At 74.4% G+C, this 23,510-nt stretch carries 21 protein-coding genes; 8 read left to right on the top strand and 13 right to left on the bottom strand.

Features of this window, described 5'->3' with window-relative positions:
* Window positions 1–67 precede the first annotated feature (67 nt).
* Window positions 68–1,477, bottom strand: coding sequence for an MFS transporter (locus tag ACH54P_RS01110; RefSeq protein ID WP_489910405.1), 1,410 nt, complete (start codon window positions 1,475–1,477; stop codon window positions 68–70).
* The gene (locus tag ACH54P_RS01105) at window positions 1,474–3,483 is read right to left on the bottom strand and encodes an MMPL family transporter (protein WP_489910404.1); all 2,010 of its coding nucleotides are present in this window, start codon (window positions 3,481–3,483) and stop codon (window positions 1,474–1,476) included. The genes ACH54P_RS01110 and ACH54P_RS01105 overlap by 4 nt, the downstream gene beginning before the upstream one ends.
* Before the next feature lie 257 nt (window positions 3,484–3,740).
* Between ACH54P_RS01105 and ACH54P_RS01100 the strand changes: the two genes are divergently transcribed.
* The 3 genes from ACH54P_RS01100 (at window position 3,741) to ACH54P_RS01090 (ending at window position 6,882) form a co-directional block, all read left to right on the top strand.
* The gene (locus ACH54P_RS01100) at window positions 3,741–4,988 is read left to right on the top strand and encodes a PucR-like N-terminal domain-containing protein (protein ID WP_489910403.1); all 1,248 of its coding nucleotides are present in this window, start codon (window positions 3,741–3,743) and stop codon (window positions 4,986–4,988) included.
* An 81-nt stretch (window positions 4,989–5,069) separates the two neighbouring features.
* The gene (locus ACH54P_RS01095) at window positions 5,070–6,122 is read left to right on the top strand and encodes an aldose epimerase family protein (protein ID WP_489910402.1); all 1,053 of its coding nucleotides are present in this window, start codon (window positions 5,070–5,072) and stop codon (window positions 6,120–6,122) included.
* 49 nt (window positions 6,123–6,171) lie between these two features.
* Window positions 6,172–6,882: a transporter substrate-binding domain-containing protein gene (locus tag ACH54P_RS01090; protein ID WP_489910401.1), complete on the top strand. Its 711-nt coding sequence runs from the start codon at window positions 6,172–6,174 to the stop codon at window positions 6,880–6,882.
* A gap of 141 nt (window positions 6,883–7,023) precedes the next feature.
* Here ACH54P_RS01090 and ACH54P_RS01085 read toward each other — a convergent pair whose 3' ends face one another.
* Genes ACH54P_RS01085 through ACH54P_RS01075 form a run of 3 tightly spaced genes read right to left on the bottom strand, consistent with a single transcriptional unit; the run spans window position 7,024 to window position 8,845 of the window.
* Window positions 7,024–7,980: a TIGR03557 family F420-dependent LLM class oxidoreductase gene (locus ACH54P_RS01085; protein WP_489910400.1), complete on the bottom strand. Its 957-nt coding sequence runs from the start codon at window positions 7,978–7,980 to the stop codon at window positions 7,024–7,026.
* A 35-nt stretch (window positions 7,981–8,015) separates the two neighbouring features.
* Entirely contained in the window at window positions 8,016–8,429 is a 414-nt protein-coding gene (locus tag ACH54P_RS01080; RefSeq protein WP_489910399.1) for a nitroreductase/quinone reductase family protein, read from the bottom strand.
* Complete coding sequence (locus ACH54P_RS01075) at window positions 8,426–8,845, bottom strand: ester cyclase (RefSeq protein WP_489910398.1); 420 nt, start codon at window positions 8,843–8,845, stop codon at window positions 8,426–8,428. The genes ACH54P_RS01080 and ACH54P_RS01075 overlap by 4 nt, the downstream gene beginning before the upstream one ends.
* 93 nt (window positions 8,846–8,938) lie before the next feature.
* On the opposite strand from ACH54P_RS01075, the gene ACH54P_RS01070 reads away from it, so the two are divergent.
* On the top strand, window positions 8,939–11,350 hold the full coding sequence (locus ACH54P_RS01070; protein ID WP_489910397.1) for an ATP-binding protein: 2,412 nt from the start codon (window positions 8,939–8,941) through the stop codon (window positions 11,348–11,350).
* Window positions 11,351–11,482: 132 nt separating this feature from the next.
* Here ACH54P_RS01070 and ACH54P_RS01065 read toward each other — a convergent pair whose 3' ends face one another.
* The gene (locus ACH54P_RS01065) at window positions 11,483–11,944 is read right to left on the bottom strand and encodes a MarR family winged helix-turn-helix transcriptional regulator (RefSeq protein ID WP_489910396.1); all 462 of its coding nucleotides are present in this window, start codon (window positions 11,942–11,944) and stop codon (window positions 11,483–11,485) included.
* Between the two features lie 87 nt (window positions 11,945–12,031).
* On the opposite strand from ACH54P_RS01065, the gene ACH54P_RS01060 reads away from it, so the two are divergent.
* From ACH54P_RS01060 to ACH54P_RS01050, 3 genes are read left to right on the top strand one after another with little or no spacing between them, the layout of a single operon-like run.
* A complete protein-coding gene (locus ACH54P_RS01060; protein ID WP_489910395.1) occupies window positions 12,032–13,069 on the top strand; it encodes an LLM class flavin-dependent oxidoreductase in 1,038 nt (345 codons plus the stop codon).
* Window positions 13,062–14,102 (top strand): LLM class flavin-dependent oxidoreductase, encoded by a 1,041-nt coding sequence (locus tag ACH54P_RS01055; protein ID WP_489910394.1) that lies wholly within the window; start codon window positions 13,062–13,064, stop codon window positions 14,100–14,102. The genes ACH54P_RS01060 and ACH54P_RS01055 overlap by 8 nt, the downstream gene beginning before the upstream one ends.
* Window positions 14,099–14,776, top strand: a complete 678-nt coding sequence (locus ACH54P_RS01050; protein ID WP_489910393.1) for an NADPH-dependent F420 reductase — start codon at window positions 14,099–14,101, stop codon at window positions 14,774–14,776. Before ACH54P_RS01055 ends, ACH54P_RS01050 begins: the two co-directional genes overlap by 4 nt.
* Window positions 14,777–14,821: 45 nt before the next feature.
* Here the strand turns inward: ACH54P_RS01050 and ACH54P_RS01045 are convergent, their stop codons facing one another.
* The 6 genes from ACH54P_RS01045 to ACH54P_RS01020 form a co-directional block, all read right to left on the bottom strand.
* A complete protein-coding gene (locus ACH54P_RS01045; RefSeq protein ID WP_489910392.1) occupies window positions 14,822–16,225 on the bottom strand; it encodes a tryptophanase in 1,404 nt (467 codons plus the stop codon).
* A gap of 1 nt (window position 16,226) precedes the next feature.
* Window positions 16,227–17,372 (bottom strand): cation:proton antiporter, encoded by a 1,146-nt coding sequence (locus tag ACH54P_RS01040; RefSeq protein ID WP_489910391.1) that lies wholly within the window; start codon window positions 17,370–17,372, stop codon window positions 16,227–16,229.
* Between the two features lie 155 nt (window positions 17,373–17,527).
* Window positions 17,528–18,886: a tryptophan 7-halogenase gene (locus tag ACH54P_RS01035; RefSeq protein WP_489910390.1), complete on the bottom strand. Its 1,359-nt coding sequence runs from the start codon at window positions 18,884–18,886 to the stop codon at window positions 17,528–17,530.
* Window positions 18,886–20,628, bottom strand: coding sequence for an amino acid adenylation domain-containing protein (locus ACH54P_RS01030; RefSeq protein ID WP_489910389.1), 1,743 nt, complete (start codon window positions 20,626–20,628; stop codon window positions 18,886–18,888). The genes ACH54P_RS01035 and ACH54P_RS01030 overlap by 1 nt, the downstream gene beginning before the upstream one ends.
* Window positions 20,621–21,403: a thioesterase II family protein gene (locus tag ACH54P_RS01025; RefSeq protein ID WP_489910388.1), complete on the bottom strand. Its 783-nt coding sequence runs from the start codon at window positions 21,401–21,403 to the stop codon at window positions 20,621–20,623. The genes ACH54P_RS01030 and ACH54P_RS01025 overlap by 8 nt, the downstream gene beginning before the upstream one ends.
* A 483-nt stretch (window positions 21,404–21,886) precedes the next feature.
* A complete protein-coding gene (locus ACH54P_RS01020; protein WP_489910387.1) occupies window positions 21,887–22,186 on the bottom strand; it encodes an EthD family reductase in 300 nt (99 codons plus the stop codon).
* Window positions 22,187–22,310: 124 nt separating this feature from the next.
* On the opposite strand from ACH54P_RS01020, the gene ACH54P_RS01015 reads away from it, so the two are divergent.
* Window positions 22,311–23,132, top strand: a complete 822-nt coding sequence (locus ACH54P_RS01015) for a SigB/SigF/SigG family RNA polymerase sigma factor (RefSeq protein ID WP_489910386.1) — start codon at window positions 22,311–22,313, stop codon at window positions 23,130–23,132.
* A gap of 23 nt (window positions 23,133–23,155) precedes the next feature.
* Here the strand turns inward: ACH54P_RS01015 and ACH54P_RS01010 are convergent, their stop codons facing one another.
* Entirely contained in the window at window positions 23,156–23,506 is a 351-nt protein-coding gene (locus tag ACH54P_RS01010; RefSeq protein ID WP_489910385.1) for a CU044_2847 family protein, read from the bottom strand.
* Window positions 23,507–23,510 lie beyond the last annotated feature (4 nt).

Genomic DNA, 23,510 nt, shown 5'->3' with positions numbered 1-23,510 from the left:
GCGCAGTGAATATCTGCTCCCGGGCGATTGTCAATCGGCGGATCCCGCTTGCTCACGCGGAAACGGATTACGGGACAGCACGTTTGTCACGCGGCGACGAGGTTGTGGCGACGGGGGTCCGCAACACGCGCACGGCGAGCAGCGCGCCGGTGAGCGTCAGCCCGGCCGCGACGAGCAGCCCGGCCGTGTAGCCACCGGCCAGTGCCGGTCCGGCCGCGGCGCCCGCGCCGAGCCGGGCCGCGCGGACCGCCGTCAGCACGGCGCCGATCAGCGCGACCCCCAGCGCACTCGACACCTCGCGGGACGCCGTGAGCAGCCCGGACGCCGTGCCGGACGACCGTTCGGCCACGACGTCCAGCGCGTGCGACGTCAGCGGGGTGGTGAAGGCCGAACCGGCGCCGATCAGCACCAGCCCGGGGATCCGCGGGGCGATCGCCGGGACGTGGTTCACCACGGCCAGGGCGAGCAACCCGGCGCCGACCACGGCCAGCCCGGCCGCCACCGTCCTCTGTGGACCGGCGCGGGCCACCGCCCACGGGACCAGCGGCGTCGCGGCCATGACCGCGACGGCGACCAGCGCCAGCGGCAACCCCGCGCGGACCGGGTCGAGGCCGAGGAACTCCTGGTGGAGCAAGGGCGTGAAGAAGAAAACGCCCGAAATCCCCAGTCCCCAGAGGACCTGCACGGCGAGCGAGCCGGCGAACACCCGGTTGCCGGTCAGAGCCGGCGGCACCAGCCGCTCGCGCGCCCGCCGTTCCCGGACCACGAACGCGGCGCCGAGCGCGGCCCCCGCGGCGAGCAGCGGCAGCCCGGCCCCGCTCCGCCGGTCGCCGCCGAGCTCGACCAGCGCCGCGGTGAGCAGGACCAGGCTCGCGGTCACGACGATCATCGCCGGCACCGCCGGGCGCGGGCCGGGCGGCTCCCGGCCGGGCGGGACGGTCGCCGGCAGCAGGACGAGCATCGCCGCCACGAACGGGAGGTTGACGAAGAAGATCCAGCCCCAGCCGAGGTATTCGCTCAGCACGCCACCCAGGGCCGGGCCGAGGGCCAGCGCGGCGGCCAGGCAGGCCGTCCACACCGCCGCGCCGAGCGTCCGGCCGCGGGCGTCGAGGTTCGTGCGCAGCAGGCTCAGCAGGCCCGGCACGAGGAACGCGGCCGCCGCGCCCTGCAGCACCCGGGCGGCGACCAGCAGCCACACCGAACCGGCCAGCCCGCCGGCGGCCGCGCCGGCGCCGAACGCGAGCAGCCCGGCCGGCAACGTCCGGCGCCGGCCCCAGCGGTCCACCAGCGTGCCCGCCACCAGCAGCAACCCGGCGAACGGGAGCATGTAGCCGAGGGCGACCCACTGCAGCGTCCCGAGGTCCAGGGCGAGGTCACGGGCGATCGAGGGCACGCCCGCCGCGACGATGGTGTTGTCGAGCGTCGTGACGAACGCACCGAGCGCGATCAGCACCAGCGTCGGGACCCGGCGCGTCACCGCGCGCTCCGCTGCAGCTCACGGCGGACGCGCGGGACCGGGGCCTGCGCGCCCGGGAACCACCAGTTCGCGGCGCCGAGCCGGGCCATCACCGCCGGCACGAGCACGCACCGGACCACGACCGCGTCGAGGAGCACGGCGACGGTCAGCCCGACGCCCGCCTCGCGCACGACGCGGGCGTCCACGAAGGCGAAGGACACGAACACCAGGGCCATGATCAGCGCGGCCGCGGTGATGGTCCGCCCGGTCGCCGCGACGCCGTCGACGATGGCTGCCTTCGTGTCGCCGTGGCGGCGCCAGGCCTCCTGGATCCGGGCGATGAGGAAGACCTCGTAGTCCATCGACAGCCCGAACAGCCCGGCGAACAGGAACACGGGCAGGTACGGCTCGATCGGCGCACCGAAGGCGAACACGACCGCCCCCGTCGTCGCGGCCGCGGTCAGCAGGTTCATCACCGCCGCCGTCAAGGGGATCAGCACGCTGCGGAACACCCAGGCGAGCAGCAGCACCGAAATCCCGACGACGCTCGCGAGGAACAGCGGCAGCCGCGCGGTGATCGCCGCCGAGAAGTCGGCCCGCGCCGCGACGACCCCGCCGACGTGCGTGTCCGGGCCGGTCACCACGGTGGCCATCACCCGGGTCGAGGCCAGCAGTTCGCCGGTGGCCGGGTCGCCGGGCGCGGTCCACGGGGTCACCGTGAGCAGCCAGCCCCCGCCGGGCAGGGCGGTGGGCGGGCCGACGCCGGCGCTCGCGAGCAGCGCCTCCCGCAGCATGCCGACCGACGAGCCGTCGGTCCCGGTCACCAGCAGCGGGGCGTCCGCGCCCGGCCCGAACCCCTGTTCCAGGAGTTCGGCGGCGGTCTTCGTGACGCTGCCGGGCGGGTCGTGGGCGGCGTCCGGCACCCCGAGCCGCAGCCCGGTCACCGGCAGCGCGAGCACGGCCACGGCCAGCAGCGCGGCCAGGGTGTACGGCCCGGGCCGCGCGGTCACCGAGCGCGCGAGCCGGGCCCAGCGGGCGCCGGTTTCCCCCGCGCCGGCACGCATTCGCCGGGCGACCGGGCGCATGAGCGCGGGCAGCAGGGTCAGCGCGGCCAAGGCGGTCAGCAGCACCGAAACCGCGGCGGCGACCGCGATCCCGTCGAGGAACGGCAGGCCGACGGTCAGCATGCCGGCCAGCGACACGCAGACGGTGACCCCGGCGAAGACCACGCTGCGGCCCGACGTCGCCGCCGCGCCGGCCAGCGCCACCGCCGGTTCCGCGCCGTCCCGGCGGCCCTGCCGGTAGCGGGTGAGCACGAACAACGCGTAGTCGACGCCGACGCCGAGCCCGAGCAGGGCGGCGATTTCCGTGCTGATCTTCGGCACGGTCATGACGTGCGACAGCAGCGTGACGACGGCCAGTGCGCAGCCCACCGACACCGACGCGGTGAGGACCGGGAGCAGCACGCAGGTCAGCGAGCCGAAGGCCACCAGCAGCACGAGGGCCGCGGCGAGCAGGCCGATGCCCGCGTTGCCCAGGTCCGGCGCGGCCGCCGTCATCGCGGCGAGCTCGCCGGAGACGCCGGCGGTGAGGCCGCCGGCGTCGCGGACGACGGCGGCCAGTGCCTCGGCCGTCCCCTGCCCGAGGTCGGCGGCCGGCGCGTCGAACCGCACGGTGAGCACCGCGGTCCGCCGGTCGGCGGACACCTGGCCGGGCGGCGGGTCGACCGAGACGACGTGCGGGAGCGCCGCCAGCCGGGCGGCGAGCGCGTCGAGCCGGGCGCGGCCCGTGCCGGTGTCGACCGGGCCGTCCGCCGCGCGGGCGACGACCCGTTCCGCGGCGCCGGCCGGGCCGCTGCCCCGCAGCAGGTTCGCCGCGGCCGTGCTGTCGGCGGCGGGCAGGTCCACCGTGTCGCGGAAGGCCGCGCCGGTGTGCAGCGCGGCGAAGCCGAGCCCGCCGAGTGCCACCAGCCACAGCACGGCGACCACGCCGGCGCGCCGGAAGCACCACGAAACGAGCGTCGTCATCGGCGTCTCCTCCCGCGTGCTCGGTTGATCACGCTAACAACGGAAAGGGGCACGAAGATACCGTCCCGCTTCACAAATTGGTTCGCGAAAACCCTTGTGCCGATGAGTGTTCCGCCGTTTGTCGGACGGGTGACAAACTCCGGCGCCGCGGTTGGTCCCGGCGTGACAGAACCCGCTCCCGCGCCAGGAGCGCCGGTTGCCAAGGCCGTTTCCGTGTGAGTACATGACGTCCGCGCCGGAGCAGGAAGGGGTGTCCCATGACTCGGACGATCACGCCCGCGACGATCCCCCACCCACGGGGCACCGGCCGCGCGCGGCAGCTGTGGTGCTCGTTGCCGACGGAGCTCGCGCGGCGGTTCCGGCCGCACGCGGACTCGCTGGCCCGGCGGATCCTCGAAGAGGTCCAGCGGGCCGTGCCGGAGTACGCCAAGCCCCTCGAAGGCGAGTTCGGCAAGATGATCGTGCTGGCGATCGAGCAGGCGGTGGTCAGCTGCATCGACAGCATCGAGGATCTGGCGTCCACACAGGACAATTGGGCGAAGCTGTTCATGGAGGTCGGAAAGCGCGTTCACCACGACGGCGGCAGCCTGAACTCGCTGCAGGCCGCCTACCGCGCGGGCGGTCGCGCGGCGTGGCGCTACATGGCGGAACTGGGCCAGGCCCACCGCTTCCCGGCGGCGGTGCTCTGCGTCAGCGCGGAGGCCATTTTCGCCTACGTGGAAGAGATTTCCTCGTACTCGGTGGAGGGGTACACGCTGGCGCAGGCGATGGCGTCGGGCCCGCTCGAACGCCGCCGCCGTCGCCTGCTCGAACTGCTGCTGGCCACGCCGCCGTCGTCCCCGGCGACGATCGCGACGATGGCGCAGGCCGCGAAGTGGGCCATGCCGGAGTGGGTGACGGTCGTCGCGCTCGACCCGCGGACCGAGCAGCACCTGACGCCGGCGCCCCAGGTCGCCGACGACGTGCTGCTCGACCTCGAAGGCACCGAACCCTGCCTGCTGACCCCGAACCCGGACCGCGACCTGCGGCGGCTCGAAGGCCGCCTGCCGGGCCGGCGCGCGGCGGTCGGCCCCCGCGTCCGCCCGGCCGACGCGGCGACGTCGCTGCTCTGGGCGCGCCGCACCCTCGACCTGGCCCGCCGCGGCCTGGTCGGCGACCGCCCGGTGACGCACACGGCCGACCACCTGGCGACGCACTGGCTGCTGCTCGACCGGTTCCTGCTGGACGCGCTTTCGGCGAAGACGCTCGCGCCGTTCGCGGGCCTGACGGTGAAGCAGCAGACCCGGTTGGCCGAGACGTTGCTGAGCTGGCTGGAGCACAACGGGAACACGCCGGACATCGCGCAGGCGCTGGGCATCCACCCCCAGACCGTCCGCTACCGGGTGAGCCAGCTGAGCGACCTGTTCGGAGACCGGCTGACCGATCCGGCGCAGCGGCTGGAAATCCAGATGACCCTGCGTGCCCACCAGCTGCTGGGCACGCGGCCGGAGGCGGGTGACCACTGACCGGGCCTTGACGGTGCGCCGCGCCCGAACTTAAGGTGCCAGCACACTGTTAGCGCTAACAGTACGCTGGAGGACACGCCGATGCCCCTTTCCGAACCTGCCCGGGAGTTCTTCGGCCGCGTCGGCGACACCGACGTCCACCGCTACACCCTGACCCGGCCCGGCGGGCTGACCGTCCGCGTCCTCGACTACGGCGGCGTCATCCAGTCCCTGGACGCGCCCGACCGCGACGGGCGGCCGGGCAACGTCGTCCTCGGCTTTCCCGGCCTCGACGGGTACGTCGCGAACAACCGGCCCGGCGCGCCGCGGGTCTTCCTGGGCGCGGTGATCGGCCGGTTCGCCAACCGGATCGCCGGCGGGGCGTTCACCCTCGACGGCGTCCTGCACCGGGTGCCGGTGAACGACGGGAAGAACAGCCTGCACGGCGGGCCGGCCGGGTTCGACACGCGCGTGTGGTCCGCGACGCCGCTGCCCGGCGGCCTGCGGCTGACGCTGGTCAGCCCGGACGGCGACCAGGGCTACCCCGGCCGGCTCACCACCGAGGTCACCTACCGCCTCGACGACCGGCTGACCATCACCTACCGCGCGACCACCGACGCGCCGACGGTCGTCAACCTGACGAACCACACGTACTGGAACCTCGCCGGCACCGGCGACGTCCGCGAACACCGGCTGGCGATCGCCGCGAGCCGCTACTGCCCCACCGACGAGAACCTGATCCCCGAGGGTGATCCGGTGCCGGTCGGCGGCACGCCGTTCGACTTCCGCCTGCCGACGGCGATCGGCGCCCGGCTGGACGACCCCCACCCCCAGCTGGCCGTCGGGCACGGCTACGACCACAACTGGGTCCTCGACGGCGGCTCGCCGTTCGCCGCCCGGGCGTGGGACCCGGTGTCCGGCCGGCTGCTCACCATGACGACGACCGCGCCGGGCCTGCAGTTCTATTCGGGCAACCACCTCGGCAAGGACGGCCGCCCGTACCACCGCGGCGCGGGATTCGCGCTGGAGGCGCAGCACTTCCCGGACTCCCCGAACCGGCCGGGCTTCCCCAGCACGGTCCTGCGGCCGGGCGAGGTCTACCACCAGGAGACGGTGTTCGAGCTGACCACGGCGGACCGGCCGCCCGTGGCGTGAGCAACACAGCCGGGGCGGACGCGGGGCCGCGCCGTTACCCTCGCCGGTCATGGGAGATCTTGCCGCCGACCTCGCGCCCACCGGTGTGCTGCGCGCCGCCGTCAACCTCGGCAACCCGGTGCTCGCGCACGGAACGCCGGCTGCGCCCGGAGGCGTCACCGTCGACCTCGCGCGCGAGGTGGCGGCCCGGCTGGACGTGCCGGTGGAGTTCCGCTGCTTCGACGCGGCCCGCAAGTCGTTCGAGGCGTTGACCTCGGGGGCGGCCGACCTGTGCTTCCTGGCGATCGAACCGGCCCGCGCGGCCGAGGTCGCCTTCACCGCGCCCTACGTCGTCATCGAGGGCGTGTACGTCGTCCCGGACGGCTCGCCGTTCGAGACCCCGGCCGACGTCGACCGCGAGGGCGTCCGGATCGGGGTGAAGCGGGGCTCGGCCTACGACCTGTACCTCACACGGACCCTCGAGCACGCGACGATCGTGCGCGGCGAGGACGGCGTCGTCGCCTTCGAAGAGCAGGGCCTCGAAGTGGCCGCCGGCATCCGTCAGCCGATGACCGCCTACGCCGCCGCGCACCCCGGAACGCGCGTGCTCGGCGAGCGGTTCATGCAGATCCGGCAGGCGGTCGGCACGGGCCCGGACCGCCGGCCGGAGACGGTGGCGTTCCTGCGGGACCTGGTCGAGGAGCTGAAGGCGGACGGGTTCGTCGCGGAGGCTCTGCGCCGCGCGAACCAGCCGGACGCCGCGGTGGCCCCGCCCGCCTGATCACCCCCGGGCGGCGGCACGCAGGGCGGCGGGCCGGCCGCCGGACCTCGTGGGTCGACGGCACCGGCACCGTGCGGGCCAGCCGCCGAGGGGCTCGGCGTCCGCCTGCTGCCATGGCGGGCCTCGAGCCGGCCGTCGCGCTCAGCCGCGAAGCCGGGGCAGCACCTGGGTGCGCCAGGCCTCGAAGAACTGCTCCTGGCCGGGCCCGATCTGCTGGACGTAGACCTCGTCGAACCCGGCGTCGGCGAACTCGCGGACCGCGGCGACGTGCCGGTCGGCGTCGGGGCCGCACGGGAACTGCTCCCGCACCATGTCCTCGGTCACCAGGCTCGACGCGGCCGCGTAGTCGGCCGGGGTCGGGAGGGTCGACGGGAGCTTGCCGGGCAGCAGTTCGTTGCGCCACCGCTGGTGCGCCGTGCGGACACCCTCCTCTTCGGAGCCGGCCCAGCAGACCTTCAGGCCGCCCTGCACCGGCCGGTCGCCGCCGCCCGCCTCGCGGTACTTGCGCACCAGGTCGGCGTCCGGCATCACGGTGCAGAAGCCGTCCCCCACGCGCGCGGCCAGCTCGGTGGCCGACGGCCCGAACGCCGAGACGTAGATCGGCACCGGCTCGTCCGGCACCGTGTAGAGCCGGGCGTGGTCGACGGTGTAGTACCGGCCGCGGTGGTTGACCTCCTTGCCGGTGTGCAGCTGCCGGATGACGTCGATCGCCTCTTCGAGCATCTCCAGCCGCACCGCGGGCGGCGGCCACTGTTCCCCGGTGACGTGCTCGTTGAGCGCTTCCCCGGTGCCCACACCGAGGACGAACCGCCCTTCGCACTGCACGGCCACGGTGGCGGCCGCCTGGGCGATCACCGCGGGGTGCGTCCGGATGATCGGGCAGGTCACCGCCGTGGAGATCGGCAGCGACGTCACCTCGCTGAGCGCGCCGAGCACGGACCACACGAACGGGCTGCTGCCCTGCTCGTCGAGCCACGGGTGGAAGTGGTCGGAGATCCACAGCCGCTCGAACCCGGCGGCCTCGGCGAGCCGGGCCTGCCGGACCAGCTCACGCGGCGAAAACTCCTCGGACGACAGAAAATATCCGACACTCACCATGCCCGGGGGCTACCACCGCGGCGCCGGCCGAAACGTCACCGGACGGGAGTGAGCAGGCAGAGCGGGACGGTCCGGCCGGACTTGCGCTCGTAGTCCGCGAAGAACGGCGCCCGGCGCAGGACGACGTCCCGCCACAGCCGGTCGCGTTCGGCCGCGTCCGGGACGCGGACGTCGACGTCCCGGTGCCGGTCGCCGGCCCGGACGTGCGCGTGCCCCGCCGCGCGGACGTTGCGGAACCACTGCGGCTCCCGCTTCGCCCCACCCGCGGACGCGGCCACCAGGTAGGCGCCGTCGTGCTCGAAGTAGGCGACGGGGACCGTGTGCGGGGTGCCGGTCCGGCGGCCGGCGACGGTGAGCAGCAGGACAGGCACGTGCTTCGCGGTCCGGCCGACACCCCGGCCGTAGAGGGCCACCGCCAGCCTGTTCGCCAGGCGCGGGAGCGTCTTCACGACCCGAGTCCCAGCTGGACGCGGACGGTGTGCTCGTCCCAGAGCGTCCACCGCCGGGTGAAGCGGCCGGCCGGGCCGATCCGGTAGATGTCGACGACGCTGACCCGCAGGCGGGCGCCGGCCGCCGGCCGCCCGGCGAACGCCGCGCCGCGGTGGGTGCCGGTGACGGTGAGCCGCTGGGCGAGCGTGTCGCCTTCGACGACCTGCTGGTCGGTGTGCGCGCGCAGGTCGGGGAACGCGCGCCGGAGCCCGGTGACGAATCCGGCCAGCTCCGCGGCCCCGGTCGTGCGGTCCTCGGCGGCGAGGTACTGGACGTAGGCGGGGTCGACGAGCTCGTCGAGGACCGCCACGTCGCCCTGGTTGAACAGCTCGTCGGTGATTCTGCGGGCCCGCGCCCGGATCTCGTCGGGGGTCATGCGGCCAGCCTCGCGCCCGGGCACGGACGGGACCACGACGTTCACCCACCGTCGGCATGACACATCCGGCCGCCCCGCGACGATTCACAGGCCGTGAGCTTTTCCGCCCTGCTCAAGCGGCTGCGGCTGGCCGCGGGCCTGACCCAGGAGGCGCTCGCCGAGCGCGCCGGGGTGAGCCCGCGCGCGGTCAGCGACCTCGAACGCGACCCGCGCCGGATCCCGCGGCTGGACACGGTCCGGCTGCTCGCCGACGCCCTCGGGCTGGCCGGGCCGGACCGGGCCGCGCTGCTGGCCGCGGCCCGCCCGGCCGGCGCACCGCCCGCGCCGGGCCCGCCCCGGCTGCTGCCGCCGCTGATCGGCCGCGACGGGGTGGCCGCCGCCCTGGTCGAGCTGCTGGAACGCGGCGAGACGCGGCTGCTCACCCTCACCGGCCCCGGCGGCGTCGGCAAGACGCGGCTCGCGCTGGACGTCGTCGAGACGCTCCGGCCGCGCTACCCGGACGGCGCGCTCTTCACCGATCTCGCGCCGCTGCGCGATCCCGGGCAGGTTGTCGCCGCGATCGCGCACGAGGCCGGGCTCGACGACCGCGGGCCGGTCCCGGTGGCCGGCCGCCTGGCCGCCGCGTTCCGCGAGAAGCGGGCGATCCTGCTGCTCGACAACTTCGAGCACCTCGTCGACGCCGGCGCCGACGTCCTGGCCCTGCTGGGTGCGTGCCCCGGGGTGACGGTCCTGGTCACCAGCCGGGTGCCGCTGCGCGTGCGTGCCGAGCGCGAGTACCGCATCGCGCCGCTCGAGCCGGACCCGGCCGTGCGGCTGTTCACCGAGCGCGCCACCGCCGCGGGCGTGTCCCTCGAGGCGGACGACACGGTCATGCGGATCTGCCGCCGGCTCGAAGGCCTGCCGCTGGCGATCGAGCTCGCCGCCGCGCGGACCCGGGTGCTGCCACCCCGCGTCCTGCTCCGGCGCCTCGAACAGCGGCTGCCGATGCTGGTCGGCGGCCCGCGCGACCTGCCCGACCGGCAGCGCACCATGCGGGACGCGATCGGCTGGAGCCACCAGCTCCTGTCGCCGCCGGCGCAGGCGTTGTTCCGGACGCTGTCGGTGTTCGTGGGCGGCTGCCCGCTCGAGGCCGTCGACGACCTGGATACGCTCACCGAGCTCGTCGACGCCGGCCTCGTCACGGCCGAACGGGACGGCCGCCTGGGCATGCTCGAGACGATCCGGGAGTACGGGCTCGAACGGCTGCGGGCGGCCGGCGAAGAAGACGCCGCCGTCGCCCGGCACCTCGCGTTCTTCGCGGACCTGGACGCCGCCGCCGTCGAGTCCGAAAAGGACAATCTGCGGGCCGCGCTGGAGCGGGCCGTCACGCGCGGGGACGCGGAGCACGCGCTGCGGCTCTGGGTCGCCCTCTCCGGGTTCTGGGCGCACCACGGCCTGCTGCACGAAGGCGTCCGCGCCGCCGCGGCGGTGCTCGCCCTCCCCGGCGACGCGCCGGCCCGGCTCACCACCCTGGCCGGCGCGGCGCGGATGGCCACCGAGATCTCCGCCTTCGAGGAGGCGGCGGCGTGGTGCGAGGAGCTCGTCGGCCTCGCGCGGCGGGCCGGGACCGGGCTGGTCACCGCGCTCAACACCCGCGGCGTGCTGGCGCGGATGGTCGACCGCTACGCCGACTCGCTGGCCGACCACGAGGAGGCGCTGGCGCTGGCCGAGGCCGCCGGGGATCGCGCCGGGCGCGCCACCGCGCTGGTCGGGACGGCCTACACGCGGCTGTTCACCGGGCAGTCCGGCCAGGCCGCCGAGCTGGCCGAACGTGCGCTGGCCGAGACGCGCGCGACGGGGTCGGAGCGGGACGTCGCCGACGCGCTGATCCTGCTCGCCTGGCAGGCGATGCACGCGGGCCGGCACGACCGGGCGCGTGAGCTCGGCACCGAGGGGGCCGAGCTGGCGCGCTCGATCGGCGACCTCGGCCGGACCGCGGAGGCCCTGCGCGGCCTGGGCACGAACGCCGAGCTCATGGGCCGGTACCCCGAGGCGGTCGAGGCGCTGAAGGAGAGCGAACGGCTCAACCGCGAACGCGGCGACGACCGCACGGCCGACCAGCTGCTCGCCCACCTGGGTTACGTGGCGATGCTCGTCGGCGACCTCGCCGAGGCCCGCGAGCTCAGCGTCGAGGCCCTCGCCTCGGCCCGCCACCACGAGGACCTCTGGGCGACGGCGATGTCCACGACCCAGCTCGGCCACGTCGAGCTGGCGGACGGGCAGGTCGAGCGGGCGCGGGAGCTGTTCACGGAGAGCCGCACGCTGTTCCGCCGGATCGGCAACCCGATGTACCTGTCGTGGTGCCTGGAGGGCTTGGCGGCCATCGCGCTGGAGGACGGCGACCGTGCTGCGGCGGCCCGGCTGTGCGCGGACCGGGACGAGCTGCTCACCCGCCTCGACGCGCGGCTGCCCCCGATGAACCCGCCCCGGCACCAGGCCGTCGTCGAGGCGCTGCGGGAACCGTAGCCGGGCCTCGGCCGGACGCTGTGGTCCACAGTGGACCCGGCTGCCGCTTGACGGCCTTCCCCGGGCGACTGCCAGGCCCCAGGGCCGTTGCGCTCTCGCCCGTCTCGCGGGGGGACCTGGCCCACCCCTGAACTACCGCGCGTCGAGGCCGGACCGCAGCGCCGCCGCGATCTCGCCCGCCGCGGCGAGCTGAGCCGGGGTCAGCGCGTCCACGAACAGCTCGCGGACCGCCGTCAGGTGCGGGACCGTCGCCGCGCGGAACGCGGCCTCGCCGTCGGCCGTGAGGACGACCTCGGCGCCCCGGTTGTCGGCCACGCACTCCTCCCGCCGGACCAGGCCCCGCCGCTCCATCCGGCCGAGGTGGTGGGACAGGCGGCTGCGCTCCCAGCCGATGTCCCCGGCGAGCCGCGAGGAGCGCAACCGCTGTCCCGCCGCCTCGCTGAGCGCCAGCAGCACGGCGTAGTCCCCCGGCGACAGCGAACATTCGGCCTGCAGGCGCGAACCGAGTTCCGCCCGCAGCGCCTCGGCGGTCTCGATGAAGCCGCGCCAGACGCGCAGCTCCTCCGTGGTCGGCAGCACGCGTCGTCGTGTCATCCGGGTCACTCTCCTCCTGATTGACACGTCAATCATATCGGGCGCATGATTGACGTGTCAATCAAACCGGCGGGAGGAGCTGGACACGTGTTCGAGCTCGGGCTGAACTCGTTCGGCGAGGTGGCCACCGACGGCGGCCGCGTGCTGAGCGACGCGGAGACCGTCCGGCTGCTCGTCGAGGAAGCGCGGCTGGCGGAATCGGCGGGCCTGGACGTCTTCAGCGTCGGCGAGCACTACCGCGAGGGGCACACCGACAGCGCGACCCCGGTGCTGCTGGCGGCGATCGCGACGGCGACCCGCCGCATCCGGCTCGGCACGTCCGTGACGGTGCTGAGCACGAACGACCCGGTGCGGCTCTACCAGGAGTTCTCCACTTTGGACGCCGTCTCGGACGGGCGCGCCCAGCTCGTCCTCGGCCGGGCTTCGGCGACCGAGTCGTTCCCCTTGTTCGGCTACGACCTCGCCGACTACGAGCGGCTGTTCGAGGAGAAGCTCGACCTCTTCATGCGGCTGCAGCGCGAAGACGCCGTGACGTGGTCCGGCTCGGTGCGGGCGCCGTTGACCGGCGAGACGCTGCACCCCCGGATGCGCCCGGGCGGGATCCCGACCTGGATCGGCGTCGGCGGCAGCCCCGGCTCGGTGGTGCGGGCCGCCCGGTACGGGCGGCCGCTCATGCTGGCCGTCATCGGCGGCCGCCCCCAGCGGTTCGCCGGGCACGTCGAGCTCTACCACCGCGCCCTCGAGCAGTACGGCCAGGCGGCGCAGCCGGTCGGCCAGCACTCCCTCGGCCTCATCGCGGACACCGACGAGGAAGCGGTCGAGACGTGGTGGCGGTACTGGCAGCCGGTCGTGACGCGGCTCGCCGCCGAACGCGGCTTCTCCCGGCCCGACCGGGACCGCTACCTGGCCGAGATCGACACCGGCGCGCTGTTCGTGGGCTCGCCGGACACCGTCGCCCGCAAGATCGCCACCGTGGCGCGCGACCTGCGCCTGGACCGCTTCGACCTCAAGTACGACATCACGCACCTGCCGCGGCCGGCTCGTGCCCGGACGATCGAGCTGCTCGGCCGCGAGGTCGCGCCGCGGGTGCGCGAGCTGCTCGCGAAGGAGCCTTCCCATGTCTGACCCGGTTTTCGGCCTCGACACGTTCGGCGACGTCCCCGAGGACGACACCGGCCGGCCGCTTTCCCACGGCGCGGCCATCCGGCAGGTGGTCGAGGAAGCCGTCCTCGCCGACGAGACCGGGGTGGACGTGATCGCGCTCGGCGAGCACCACCGGCCCGAGTACTCGATCTCGGCGCCCGAGACCGTGCTGGCCGGCATCGCCACCCGCACGTCGCGGATCCGCCTGTCCTCCGGCGTCACCGTGCTGAGCTCGGACGATCCCGTCCGCGTGTTCCAGCGCTTCGCGACGGTCGACGCCCTCTCGAACGGCCGCGCCGAGGTCATCCTCGGCCGCGGCTCGTTCACCGAGTCGTTCCCGCTCTTCGGCTACGACCTGAGCGACTACGACGCGCTGTTCGAAGAGAAGCTCGACCTGTTCGTGCGGCTGCTCGACGAGAAGCCGGTCACCTGGAGCGGCACCCTCCGGCCACCGCTGGCGGACGCCGACGTCTACCCGAAGACCGATTCCGGGCACCTGACCACCTGGGTCGGGGTCGGCGGCTCCCCCCAGTCGGTGATCCGGACCGCCCGCCACGGCCTGCCGCTCATGCTCGCCATCATCGGCGGTCCGCCGCAACGGTTCGCGCCCTACCTGGACCTGTACCGCCGGGCCGCCGACCAGTTCGGCACCCCCGCGCACCCGGTCGGCATGCACTCCCCCGGGTTCGTCGCCGACACCGACGAGCAGGCCCGCGAGGTGTTCTGGCCGCGCTACCGCGTGATCCGCGACCGGATCGGGGCCCTGCGCGGCTGGCCCCCGATCCGCCGCGAGGAGTACGACCACGAAATCGAGCACGGCTCGCTGTACATCGGCTCGCCGGAGACCGTCGCCCGCAAGATCGCCCGCGCCGTCGCGGACCTCGGCGTCGGCCGCTTCGACCTCATCTACACGGGCGGGTCGCAGCCGGCCGGCGCCCGCCTGCGCGCCGTCGAGCTGTACGGCACGAAGGTGATCCCCATGGTCCGCGACATCCTCACGGAGGAGGAGAAATGACGGCCACGATCGGCATCCTCGGGGCCGGGAAGGTGGGCACGGTCCTGGCCCGGCTCGCGCTCGCCGCCGGCCACCGGGTGCTCCTCGCCGGCTCGGGGGCGCCCGCGAAGATCGCACTCACCGCCGAAGTCCTCACCCCCGGCGCGGTCCCGGTGACCGCCGCGCGGGCGGCGGCGGAGGCGGACGTCGTGCTCCTCGCCCTGCCGCTGGGCAAGTACCGCGCCGTCCCGGGCCCGGAGCTGCGCGGCAAGCTCGTCATCGACGCGATGAACTACTGGTGGGAGGTCGACGGCGGCCGCGACGACCTGAACGACCCGCGCACGTCGTCCAGCGAGACCGTCCAGGCGTACCTGGCGGATTCCCGCGTCGTGAAGGCGTTCAACCACATGGGCTACCACGACCTCGAGGACGGCGCCCGCCCCGCCGGCACCCCCGGCCGCAAGGCCATCGCGATCGCCGGCGACGACCCGGCCGACGTGGCGCGCGTCGCGGACCTGGTCGACGCGTTCGGCTTCGACCCGGTCATCGCCGGCTCCCTCGCCGACGGCGTCCGCCTCGAACCCGGCTCGGAAGCGTTCGGCGCGAACGTCAGTGCCGAGGAGCTGCGCGTCCTGCTGGCCCGGTTCGCGGACTCGGACCGGGGGCGCCTGGTCACCCAGGCCCGCTCGGCCTGAAAGGCGAACCCGGAACCGGTCGGGTGACCGGGGGCACCAGCCGCTTCAGGCATCGTCGAAGATCGTGGCACCGGACGTCGGCTCGAAGCGGGCCTGGAAGAACCTGAGGTGCCGGGGTTCGTAGGCGAACGCGAGCCCGCACCTGATCCGGTCGCGGTCGCGGTGGACGGCGATGACGCTGTCGGCGACGAGGTCGATGTGGGCGCGGGTGTAGACGCGGCGCGGGATCGCCAGGCGCAGCAGTTCCAGGCGGGGCAGGCGGTTCTCCCCGGTGTCCGGGTCCCGGCCGGCGGTGACCGCGCCGCGTTCGACGCCGCGGATGCCCGCTTCGAGGTACACCGCGCACGCCAGGGTCTGGGCGGTGAACGCGCTCCGGGGGATGTGCGGGAGGGCCGCGGCGGCGTCGATGCAGACGCAGTGCCCGCCGACCGGGCGGACGATCGGCACACCCGCTTCGCGCAGGCGCGTCCCGAGGTAGCCGACCTGGGCCACGCGGGCGCGGATGTGGTTCTCGTCGACGGATTCCGCGATGCCCGCGGCGATCGCTTCCATGTCGCGGCCGGCCATCCCGCCGTAGGTGTGCAGCCCCTCGTACAGCACGACGAGACCGCGGGCCCGGTCGGCCAGCGACGGGTCGCGCAGGGCGAGCCAGCCGCCGATGTTGGCGAGCGAGTCCTTCTTGGCGGACATGACCGCGCCGTCGGTCGGCGCGCACAGCGCGAGCAGGATGTCGGCGACCGTCCGCCGGGCCCAGCCGGGTTCGCGTTGCTTGACGAGCCAGGCGTTTTCGACCGCGCGGGCGGTGTCGAGGAAGACCGGGATCCCGTGGGCGTGCGCGAGCGCGCAGGTCTCGGTGAGGTTCGCGACGCTGATCGGCTGCCCGCCGGCCATGTTGACCGTCGCGGCGAGGGACACGTACGGGATCGCCTCGGCCCCGACGTCGTCGATCACCGCGCGCAGCTTGCCGAGGTCGACGTCGCCCTTGAAGGGGTGTTCGGAACCGGGGTCGTGGGCCTCGTCGACGATGACGTCGTGGAAGGTGGCGCCGTTGAGTTCCTGGTGGGCGCGGGTGCTGGGGAAGTACATGTTGCCGGGGACGTGGGTGCCGGGCCGGATGAGGCAGCGGGACAGGATGTTCTCGCCACCGCGGCCCTGGTGCACGGGGATGACGTGCTCGTAGCCGTAGAAGGTGCGCACGGCCTCTTCGAAGACGTAGAAGCTGCGGGCGCCGGCGTACGCTTCGTCGCCGCGCATGAGCGCCGACCACTGCCGGTCCGACATCGCGTTGGTGCCGGAGTCGGTGAACAGGTCGACGTAGACGTCCTCCGCGCGCAGCAGGCACGGGTTCCAGCCGGCCGCGCGCAGCGCCGTTTCGCGGTCGTCTCGGGTGGTGGCCCGCAGCGGCTCGACCATCTTGACGCGCCACGGTTCCGGTGGGTAGGCGGGCATGTCAGACTCCCTCGCGTCGCCGGGACAGCCGGGTGAGCAGCGGGCCGGTCATCGCCGTGGTCACCAGCGCCATGACGACCATCGCGGTGTAGAGCGCGCCGTCGATGACGCCCAGGCTCAGCCCGAGGCCGGCGAAGACCAGTTCGGTGGCGCCGCGGGTGTTCATCAGAACCGCGAACACCCCGGCCGGGCGCGGGGCCGCGCCGGCGAGGCGCGCCCCGAGGTAGGCGCCGCCGGCTTTGCCGAGCACGGCGACGGCGACGACGGCCGCGATGTCCGCGGCCAGCGCGGAATCGAACCGCCCGAGGTCGACGGCCCGGCCGGCGAGCACGAAGTACAGCGGCGCCAGCAGCGAGCCGACCGGGGTGACCAGCGCGGCCGGGTCGAGCGCGGGGACGGCGTGACCGAGGACGACGCCGGCGAAGAAGGCCCCGATCGCCGGGTGCAGGCCCGCCGCCTCCGTCACCGCCGCGGCCGCGCAGGCCAGCGCGACCAGCACCACCGCCGCGCCCGGCCGGGGCAGCCGGCCGATCCACCGGCGGAACCGGCCCCGGGCGAGCCACGGCAGCAGGACCAGCACGGCCAGCGGCGAACTCGCGGACCCGCCGTGCGGTACCGCGGCGGCGAGGACGAGCAGCAGCCACGCGGCGAGGTCGGTGACCGCGGCCGCGCCGAGCGCGTGGCGGCCGGCGGTCGTGTCGAGCAGGCCGCGTTCGGCGAGGATCCGGGCCAGGACCGGCAACGCCGTCACCGCCATCGCGGCCGCGACGAACACCACGAACGGCCCGGTGCCGCCGGGTGCGTGCCGCCGGGCCAGCCACCCGGCCAGCACCGCGCCGAGGCCGAGCGGGACGAGGGTCGCGCCGAGCGCCGGGACGACGATGCCCTTCAGCGCGCCCCCGGTCAGGGCCGGCGCCAGGTGCGCACCGGCGGCGAACAGGAACAGCACCAGGCCGAGCTGGGCGATCGCGGTGAGCGTCGTGTCGACCGGCGCCGGCAGCAGCCGCACGGCCGGCGCGACCGCCACGCCGCCCAGGATCTCGCCGAGCACCGCGGGCTGGCCCAGCCGGGCCACCGCCGCACCGGCGAGCCGGGCGAGCCCGAGCAGCACCGCGAGGGCGGCGAACAGCATGGCCGGCTCAGACATCCGGCACCTGCCGAGGGCGGCCATCCGAAGGAGGCACAAGGCCGCCGGGGACCATCGGCGGCTCGCCGGGCAGGCCCCGCAGCTGCACCGCACGCCGCCCCCGCCGGGCCACCGCCGCACCGGCGATCCGGGCCGGACCGGGCCACCCCACGGCCTCACACATCCGGCACCTGCCAGCGACGACCATCCGAACTGGACACCAACCCACCGGGGAACATCGGCGGCTCCTCACCGGCTTCGGCGCCGAGCAGGCCGCGCAGCTGCACCTGCGCGCCTTCGGCGAGGACCTCACCCAAGGTGTCGAAGTCCGGCGAGGACACCCCGCCGACGAGGTCGAGGAACGCCGTCCGGTCGTCGCCGTGGTGGCCGGTGATCCGGTGCGCGTGCCGGAAGTAGGACCGCTGGTCCGCTTCCAGCCGGTAGAAGCCGAGCAGGAAGTCGCGGAACAGGCCGAACTCGCGGCGGTAGCGGGCTTCGAATTCGGCGAAGCACCGCTCTTCGGGCACCAGGCCGGCCAGGGAGCTGTTGATCGACCGGGCCGCCAGCAGGGCGCTGTAGGTGGCCAGGTGGACGCCGGAGGAGAACACCGGGTCGATGAAGCAGGCTGCGTCACCGACCAGCACCATGCCCGGGCAGTGCAGCGAAGTCCGGTCGTAGGAGTAGTCCTTGCGCACCCGCAGCCGGTCGTACGGCGGCTCGGTGGCGCGCCGGGCGCCGCGGAGCAACCCGCCGATCAGCGGGCAGTCCGCGATCAGGCTCCGGAACGCCGCCTCCCGGTCGCCCCGGACCCGGGCCGCGGCGTCCCGCCGGACGACCGCGCCGACGCTGGTCAGCGTGGCCGAGAGCGGGATGTACCAGAACCACCCGTCGGCGAAGGCGGCGCACACGATGTTGCCCGCGTCCGGTTCGGGCAGCCGGGCGCCGTCGCGGAAGTAGCCGAACAAGGCCAGGTTGCGGAAGTCCGGGGAGTATTCGCGGGTACCGCCGGCATCGTGGTGCAGGCGGCTGGCGTGCCCGGAGGCGTCGACGACGAACCGCGCCGTCGCCGCCTGCTCGTGACCGGCGGCGTCGAGGTAGCGGACGCCGGTGATCCGGCCGCCCTCGCGGAGCGTGCCGAGCGCCCGGTGGCCCTCGCGGACGTCGGCGCCGAGGCGGCGCGCGTTGCGCAGCAGGATCGTGTCGAACCGGGTGCGCTCCACCTGGTAGGCGTAGGAGGTCGGCCCGGCCAGGTGCTCGGAGGCCGCGAACGCGAACGTCCACGGTTCGGGGCTGCTGCCCCAGCGGAACACGCCGCCGCGTTTGCGGACGAACCCGGCGCGTTCGACCTCGTCCCGCACCCCGAGCAGGGCGCAGATGCCGTGCACGGTCGCCGGCAGCAGCGACTCCCCGATCTGGTAGCGCGGCAGGTGCTCCTGCTCCAGCAGCAGGACGCGGTGGCCGTCGGCGGCGACCAGGCCCGCCGCGGTCGAGCCGCCGGGACCACCGCCGACGACGATGACGTCGAATCCGGTCATCACACCCCGCCTTCCGGGCTGTCGGGAACGAGTTCGGCGAGCCGGGCGACGGTGCGGCGGCGCAGGACGTCCCGCAGCGAACACGGCACCCCGCGGGACCGCAGCCGCGCCGCCAGCGCCGCGGCCGAAAGGCTGTGCCCCCCGAGGGCGAAGAAGTCGCTGTCCGGGGCGACCGCGGAGATCCCGAGCTGGTTCCGGAACGCCGCCGCGACCACGGTTTCGGCCGGGCTCAGCCGGCGCGGCCCGATCCGGACGGCGGTGCGGTCGACCTTGCCGGTGCGCCCGACCGGCAACGCGCCGGCCTCGACGATCCTCGTGGGCACGAGGTACTCGGGCAGCGTCTCGCGGAGCCGGTCACGCAGGTCTTCTGCCGCCCCGCTGCCGAGGACGACGTAGGCGACCAGGTGGCGGCGGTCGCCGGTGCCCTCGGCGCGGACGAGGGCCTGCCGCACGCCCGGCAGGGCGAGCAGGGCGTGTTCGGCTTCGCCCGGTTCGACCCGGAGGCCGCGGATCTTGACCTGGTCGTCGAACCGGCCCAGCCAGCGCAGCGTCCCGTCGGGCTCGCAGCGGCACCGGTCGCCGGTGCGGTACCAGTGCTGGGCCCCGGTCCCGAACCGCTCGGCCGTCCGCGACGCGTCGCCGAGATAACCGAGCGCGAGCGACGCCCCGCCGACGAGCAGCTCACCGGTCTCGCCGACCGGCACCGGCCGCAGGTCCGTGTCCACGACCCGGACGCAGGTGTTGGCGATCGGCCGCCCGATCGCCGGTGCGTCGTGCTCCGCCGGCCGGCACCAGGTGGTGAACACGGTGCATTCGGTCGGGCCGTACAGGTTGACCGCCGCCGGCCCGGGGGTCGCGCGCAGCCGGGCCCACAGCGACGGCCCGACCGCCTCGCCGCCCGTGAGCACCATCCGCGGGCGGTGGTCGCCGGCGAGCAGGCCGGCGTCGACCAGCGCCGTGAGCTGCGCCGGGACGGCTTCCACGACCGAGAGCCGCCGCTCACGGACGAACCGGACGTAGCTCTCGGGATCGGCGCGGACGTCTTCCGGCACCAGGTGCAGCTCGTGCCCGCCGATCAGCCACAGCAACGGGTCCCACGACGCGTCGAACGCCAGCGGCAGGCCGTGCGCGACCCGCTGCGGCTCGCGCCCGGCCGGGAACAGGCGCGCGGCGAGCTCGCAGTAGAGGTTGACCAGGCTCCGGTGCCCGACCACGACGCCCTTGGGACGCCCGGTGGACCCGGAGGTGTAGACGATGTACGCCCGCTCCCCCGCCCGGTTGCCCGCGACCGCGTGTTCGGGCCGGTGGGCGAGCTCACGACGCCAGTTCTCCGGCGACAGCGCGACGTCCGCGCCCGCGGCGAGGGCGGCGACGTCGGTGAGCAGCACCGCCGGGCGCGCCTCGGCGAGGATCAGCGCGCGCCGGGCCGGCGGGAGCCCCGGATCGAGGGGCAGGTACACCGCGCCGGCCTTGGCGACCGCCAGCGGAGCCAGCACCGCTCGCACGGACCTGGTCATCGCGCACGCGACCACCGAGCCGGGCACCGCGCCGGCCGCGCGCAGCGCGTTCGCCAGCCGCCCGCTCCACCGGTGCAGGTCACCGAAGGTCCACGCGACGCCGTCGGCGACCAGGGCCGTCAGCCCCGGGAACGCCCGCGCCCGCAGCTCGAACAGCTCCTGCCAGCCCACCTGCGGCACGAACCGCCGCCCACCCCCGACCACGGACGGCGGCCGGTCAGGCATCGCGCGTTCCCGCCGCGACGACGCCGTGTTCGATCCGCCGCATCCACGTCCAGAACTCCGCGCCGCGGCCCGGCGCGAGCAGCCCGAGGTGGCCGCCCGGCACGGTCGCGGCCAGGAACGGACCGGTCGTCCACGTCCGCCACGCTTCGGTCGCGTCTTCGGCCGCGATCGCGTCGTCGTCGCCGCACAAGGCGGCCAGCGGGCAGTGGACGGCCGTCGCGGCCGGTCCCCGGTACGCCGTCGTCAGGTCGACGTCGCGCCGCAGCAGGTCCGCGGCGTAGGTCCACACCTCGAAGGAAGCGCGGTTCCCCAGGCCGGGAACGAATCCCTCACCGCCCAGCACTTCGGCGAGGGTCTCCTCGCCGAGGCGCCCGTACCGCCCGCGGACCCGCCGGTCCGGGGCGGGTGTCCCGATGACGACGACGGCCGCGGGCGCCGGGCCGCAGCGGGTGTGCAGCCGCTGCGCCAGCTCCACCGCGACGAACGCGCCCATGCTGAAGCCGACGACGACGGTTCGCCGCACCCACACCGGGTTCCGGCGGAGGAGTTCGCCGGTGATCTGCTCGGCCAGCCGGCCGAGGGACGCCGGCGGCGGCGCGTCCAGCCGGTCGCCCCGGCCCGGGTACTCCGCGCCCCACACCTCGGCCCCGGACGCCGCCCCCGCGACGTGCCGGAACAGGCCGACGGTGCCACCGGCCGGTGGGAGGAGCAGATACCGGCAACCGTTCACGCCAGGCTGGTCCCCCGGAGACAACGACCTGATGGCAGCGGGCATGATGAATCCTTCGGCTTATTCGCTCCAGATTGTTTCGCCCCATTCCGGAAAGGAAACAGGGCATTCGAACCGCGATTTTCCGGTGGCCGAACACAGGCGAACAGGATTTCGCCGCCGGGGCGGGATCGCGACCCGCGTCTTCAGTTGCGCGCCGGAACTTCGCTCGTGACCCGCTCCACCGCACCGGTCCCGCTCCGCCGGCCCGGACCTCCGGGCCCGGCGGGACCCAACGCCGTTACCTCCGTCAACCGATGTCGATCATCGCCTGCTCGAAAAGATACGACTCGGCCGCCGCAAAACGCGTAACGGTTTGATCGCGTTGCCGGAAGTTGACCTCGACCGGACGCGGGATGCCGAAATCTCCCCCGCCGGGGTGAGAAAACCCGGGTGCGCACTTCGCCGGTACGAACGATTCGAAGAAGGTTCATCTTCGCGCGGGCCGGGCCCTCGGCGGAATGCCGGACCGCGTTCCGCCGCCGGCGCTCAGCCGAGCGGGTAGTGGATCATCTCCACGCCGCCGGTGGCGTAGTTCGGCACGTCCGCGGCGACGGCCTTGCCCGCCTCCGAGCCGAGGGCGGCGGCCATGGCCTCGGCGGACTCGAAGTCCGCGTGGAAGACGGCGAAGTACTTGCTCTGCCCGGCGAGCGAGGCGACCTCGAAGGAGTACTGCGACTGCACGAGGCCGGGGAGCTTCGCCGCCAGCGGCAGGTGGGTGCCGACGTAGTAGTCGCGGAAGTGGGCTTCGTCGGCGGGCGGCGGGTAGAGCACGGTGAGCCGGTGCATCGGGGTCCTCTCTTACCGGGTCAGGGGCGGTCCCCCAGCGTGGCACAGCGGGTGCGCCGCCGGAGCGCCCGGCGCGCCGACCATCGATCGTGTGATTCGCGAGGACTTTGGGTATGTGGTCACCATGGTTGTCAGAGCGCCTGAGCGAACCCGGTCCCCAGCGGTGCTCACCGTGCCCGCACCGCGGCCGACCGACCAGTACGTCCACTGTGTTCCCTTGTTCGACGAACGCAGCCAATTGGGGTCCGACGACCCCCGGCGCGACGACCTGCGCGCCCGCCTGATCACCGAGCACCTCGGTCTCGCCGAGAACATCGCCAAGCGCTTCAGCGGCCGCGGTGAACCGTTCGACGACCTGGTGCAGGTGGCGCGGACCGGCCTGATCCGCGCCGTCGACCGCTACGACCCGGAGCGCGGCAGCGACTTCCTGTCCTTCGCCGTGCCGACGATCATGGGCGAGGTCCGCCGCCACTTCCGCGACAGCGCGTGGTCGATGCGCGTGCCGCGCGCGTTGAAGGACCTCCAGCAGACCCTGGCCAAGGCCACCAACACCCTGACCCACGACCTGGGCCGCGCCCCCACTCCGAGCGAACTCGCGGCCCACCTCGACATCGACATCGAGACCGTCCGCGAAGGGCTCCTCGCCGCGGAGGCCTACAAACCCGCCTCCCTCGACGCCCCGGTGCGCGGCACCGAGGACACGATCACGGTCGCCGACCGCCTCACCGACCGCGACGCCCCGTTCTCGAAGGCCGACGACCGCCTCACGCTGGAAGCCGCGATGGCGGACCTCCCGCCCCGGGAACGCGCCATCATCCAGATGCGGTTCGTCGACGAGCTCACCCAGAGCCAGATCGCCGAGCGGATCGGCGTGTCCCAGATGCAGGTCTCCCGGCTGCTGACCAAAACCCTCGAGAAGCTGCGCCACCGCCTGGTGGCCGAATAGCCCGGGCCGCAGAGCTGGAGGGTTCAGTCCCCGGCGGCCGCAGGATCTTCGACCACCGCCGGGGGCTGTTTCCACTTCAGCTTCACCTCGAACTGGCCCTCCAACCCCGTTTTCGCGATCACCGCGCCCGCCTCGGCCGAGAGCTTCACCCCGAACTTGAGCTCCACCTCGTCCGGCTTGCGGCTCATCGCCTGGAACTGGCCGAGGGCGGCGGACGCCGCGTCCTTCACCGCGCCCAGTGCCCGCTCGAAGGACACCTTCGCGTCGAGCACGAGGTTCTCGTTCCGCGACACCCGGGCGGTCGCCGGTCCGGCAGCCACCTCGACCACCACCTCGCCGCCCTGCTGCAGTGCGAATCGCGCCAGCTCGGTCACTCCT

This window comes from Amycolatopsis sp. N2S4-7 (assembly GCF_058119595.1).
The sequence above is the reverse complement of the archived record's forward strand: the minus strand, read 5'-3'. Positions and strand labels throughout refer to the sequence as shown.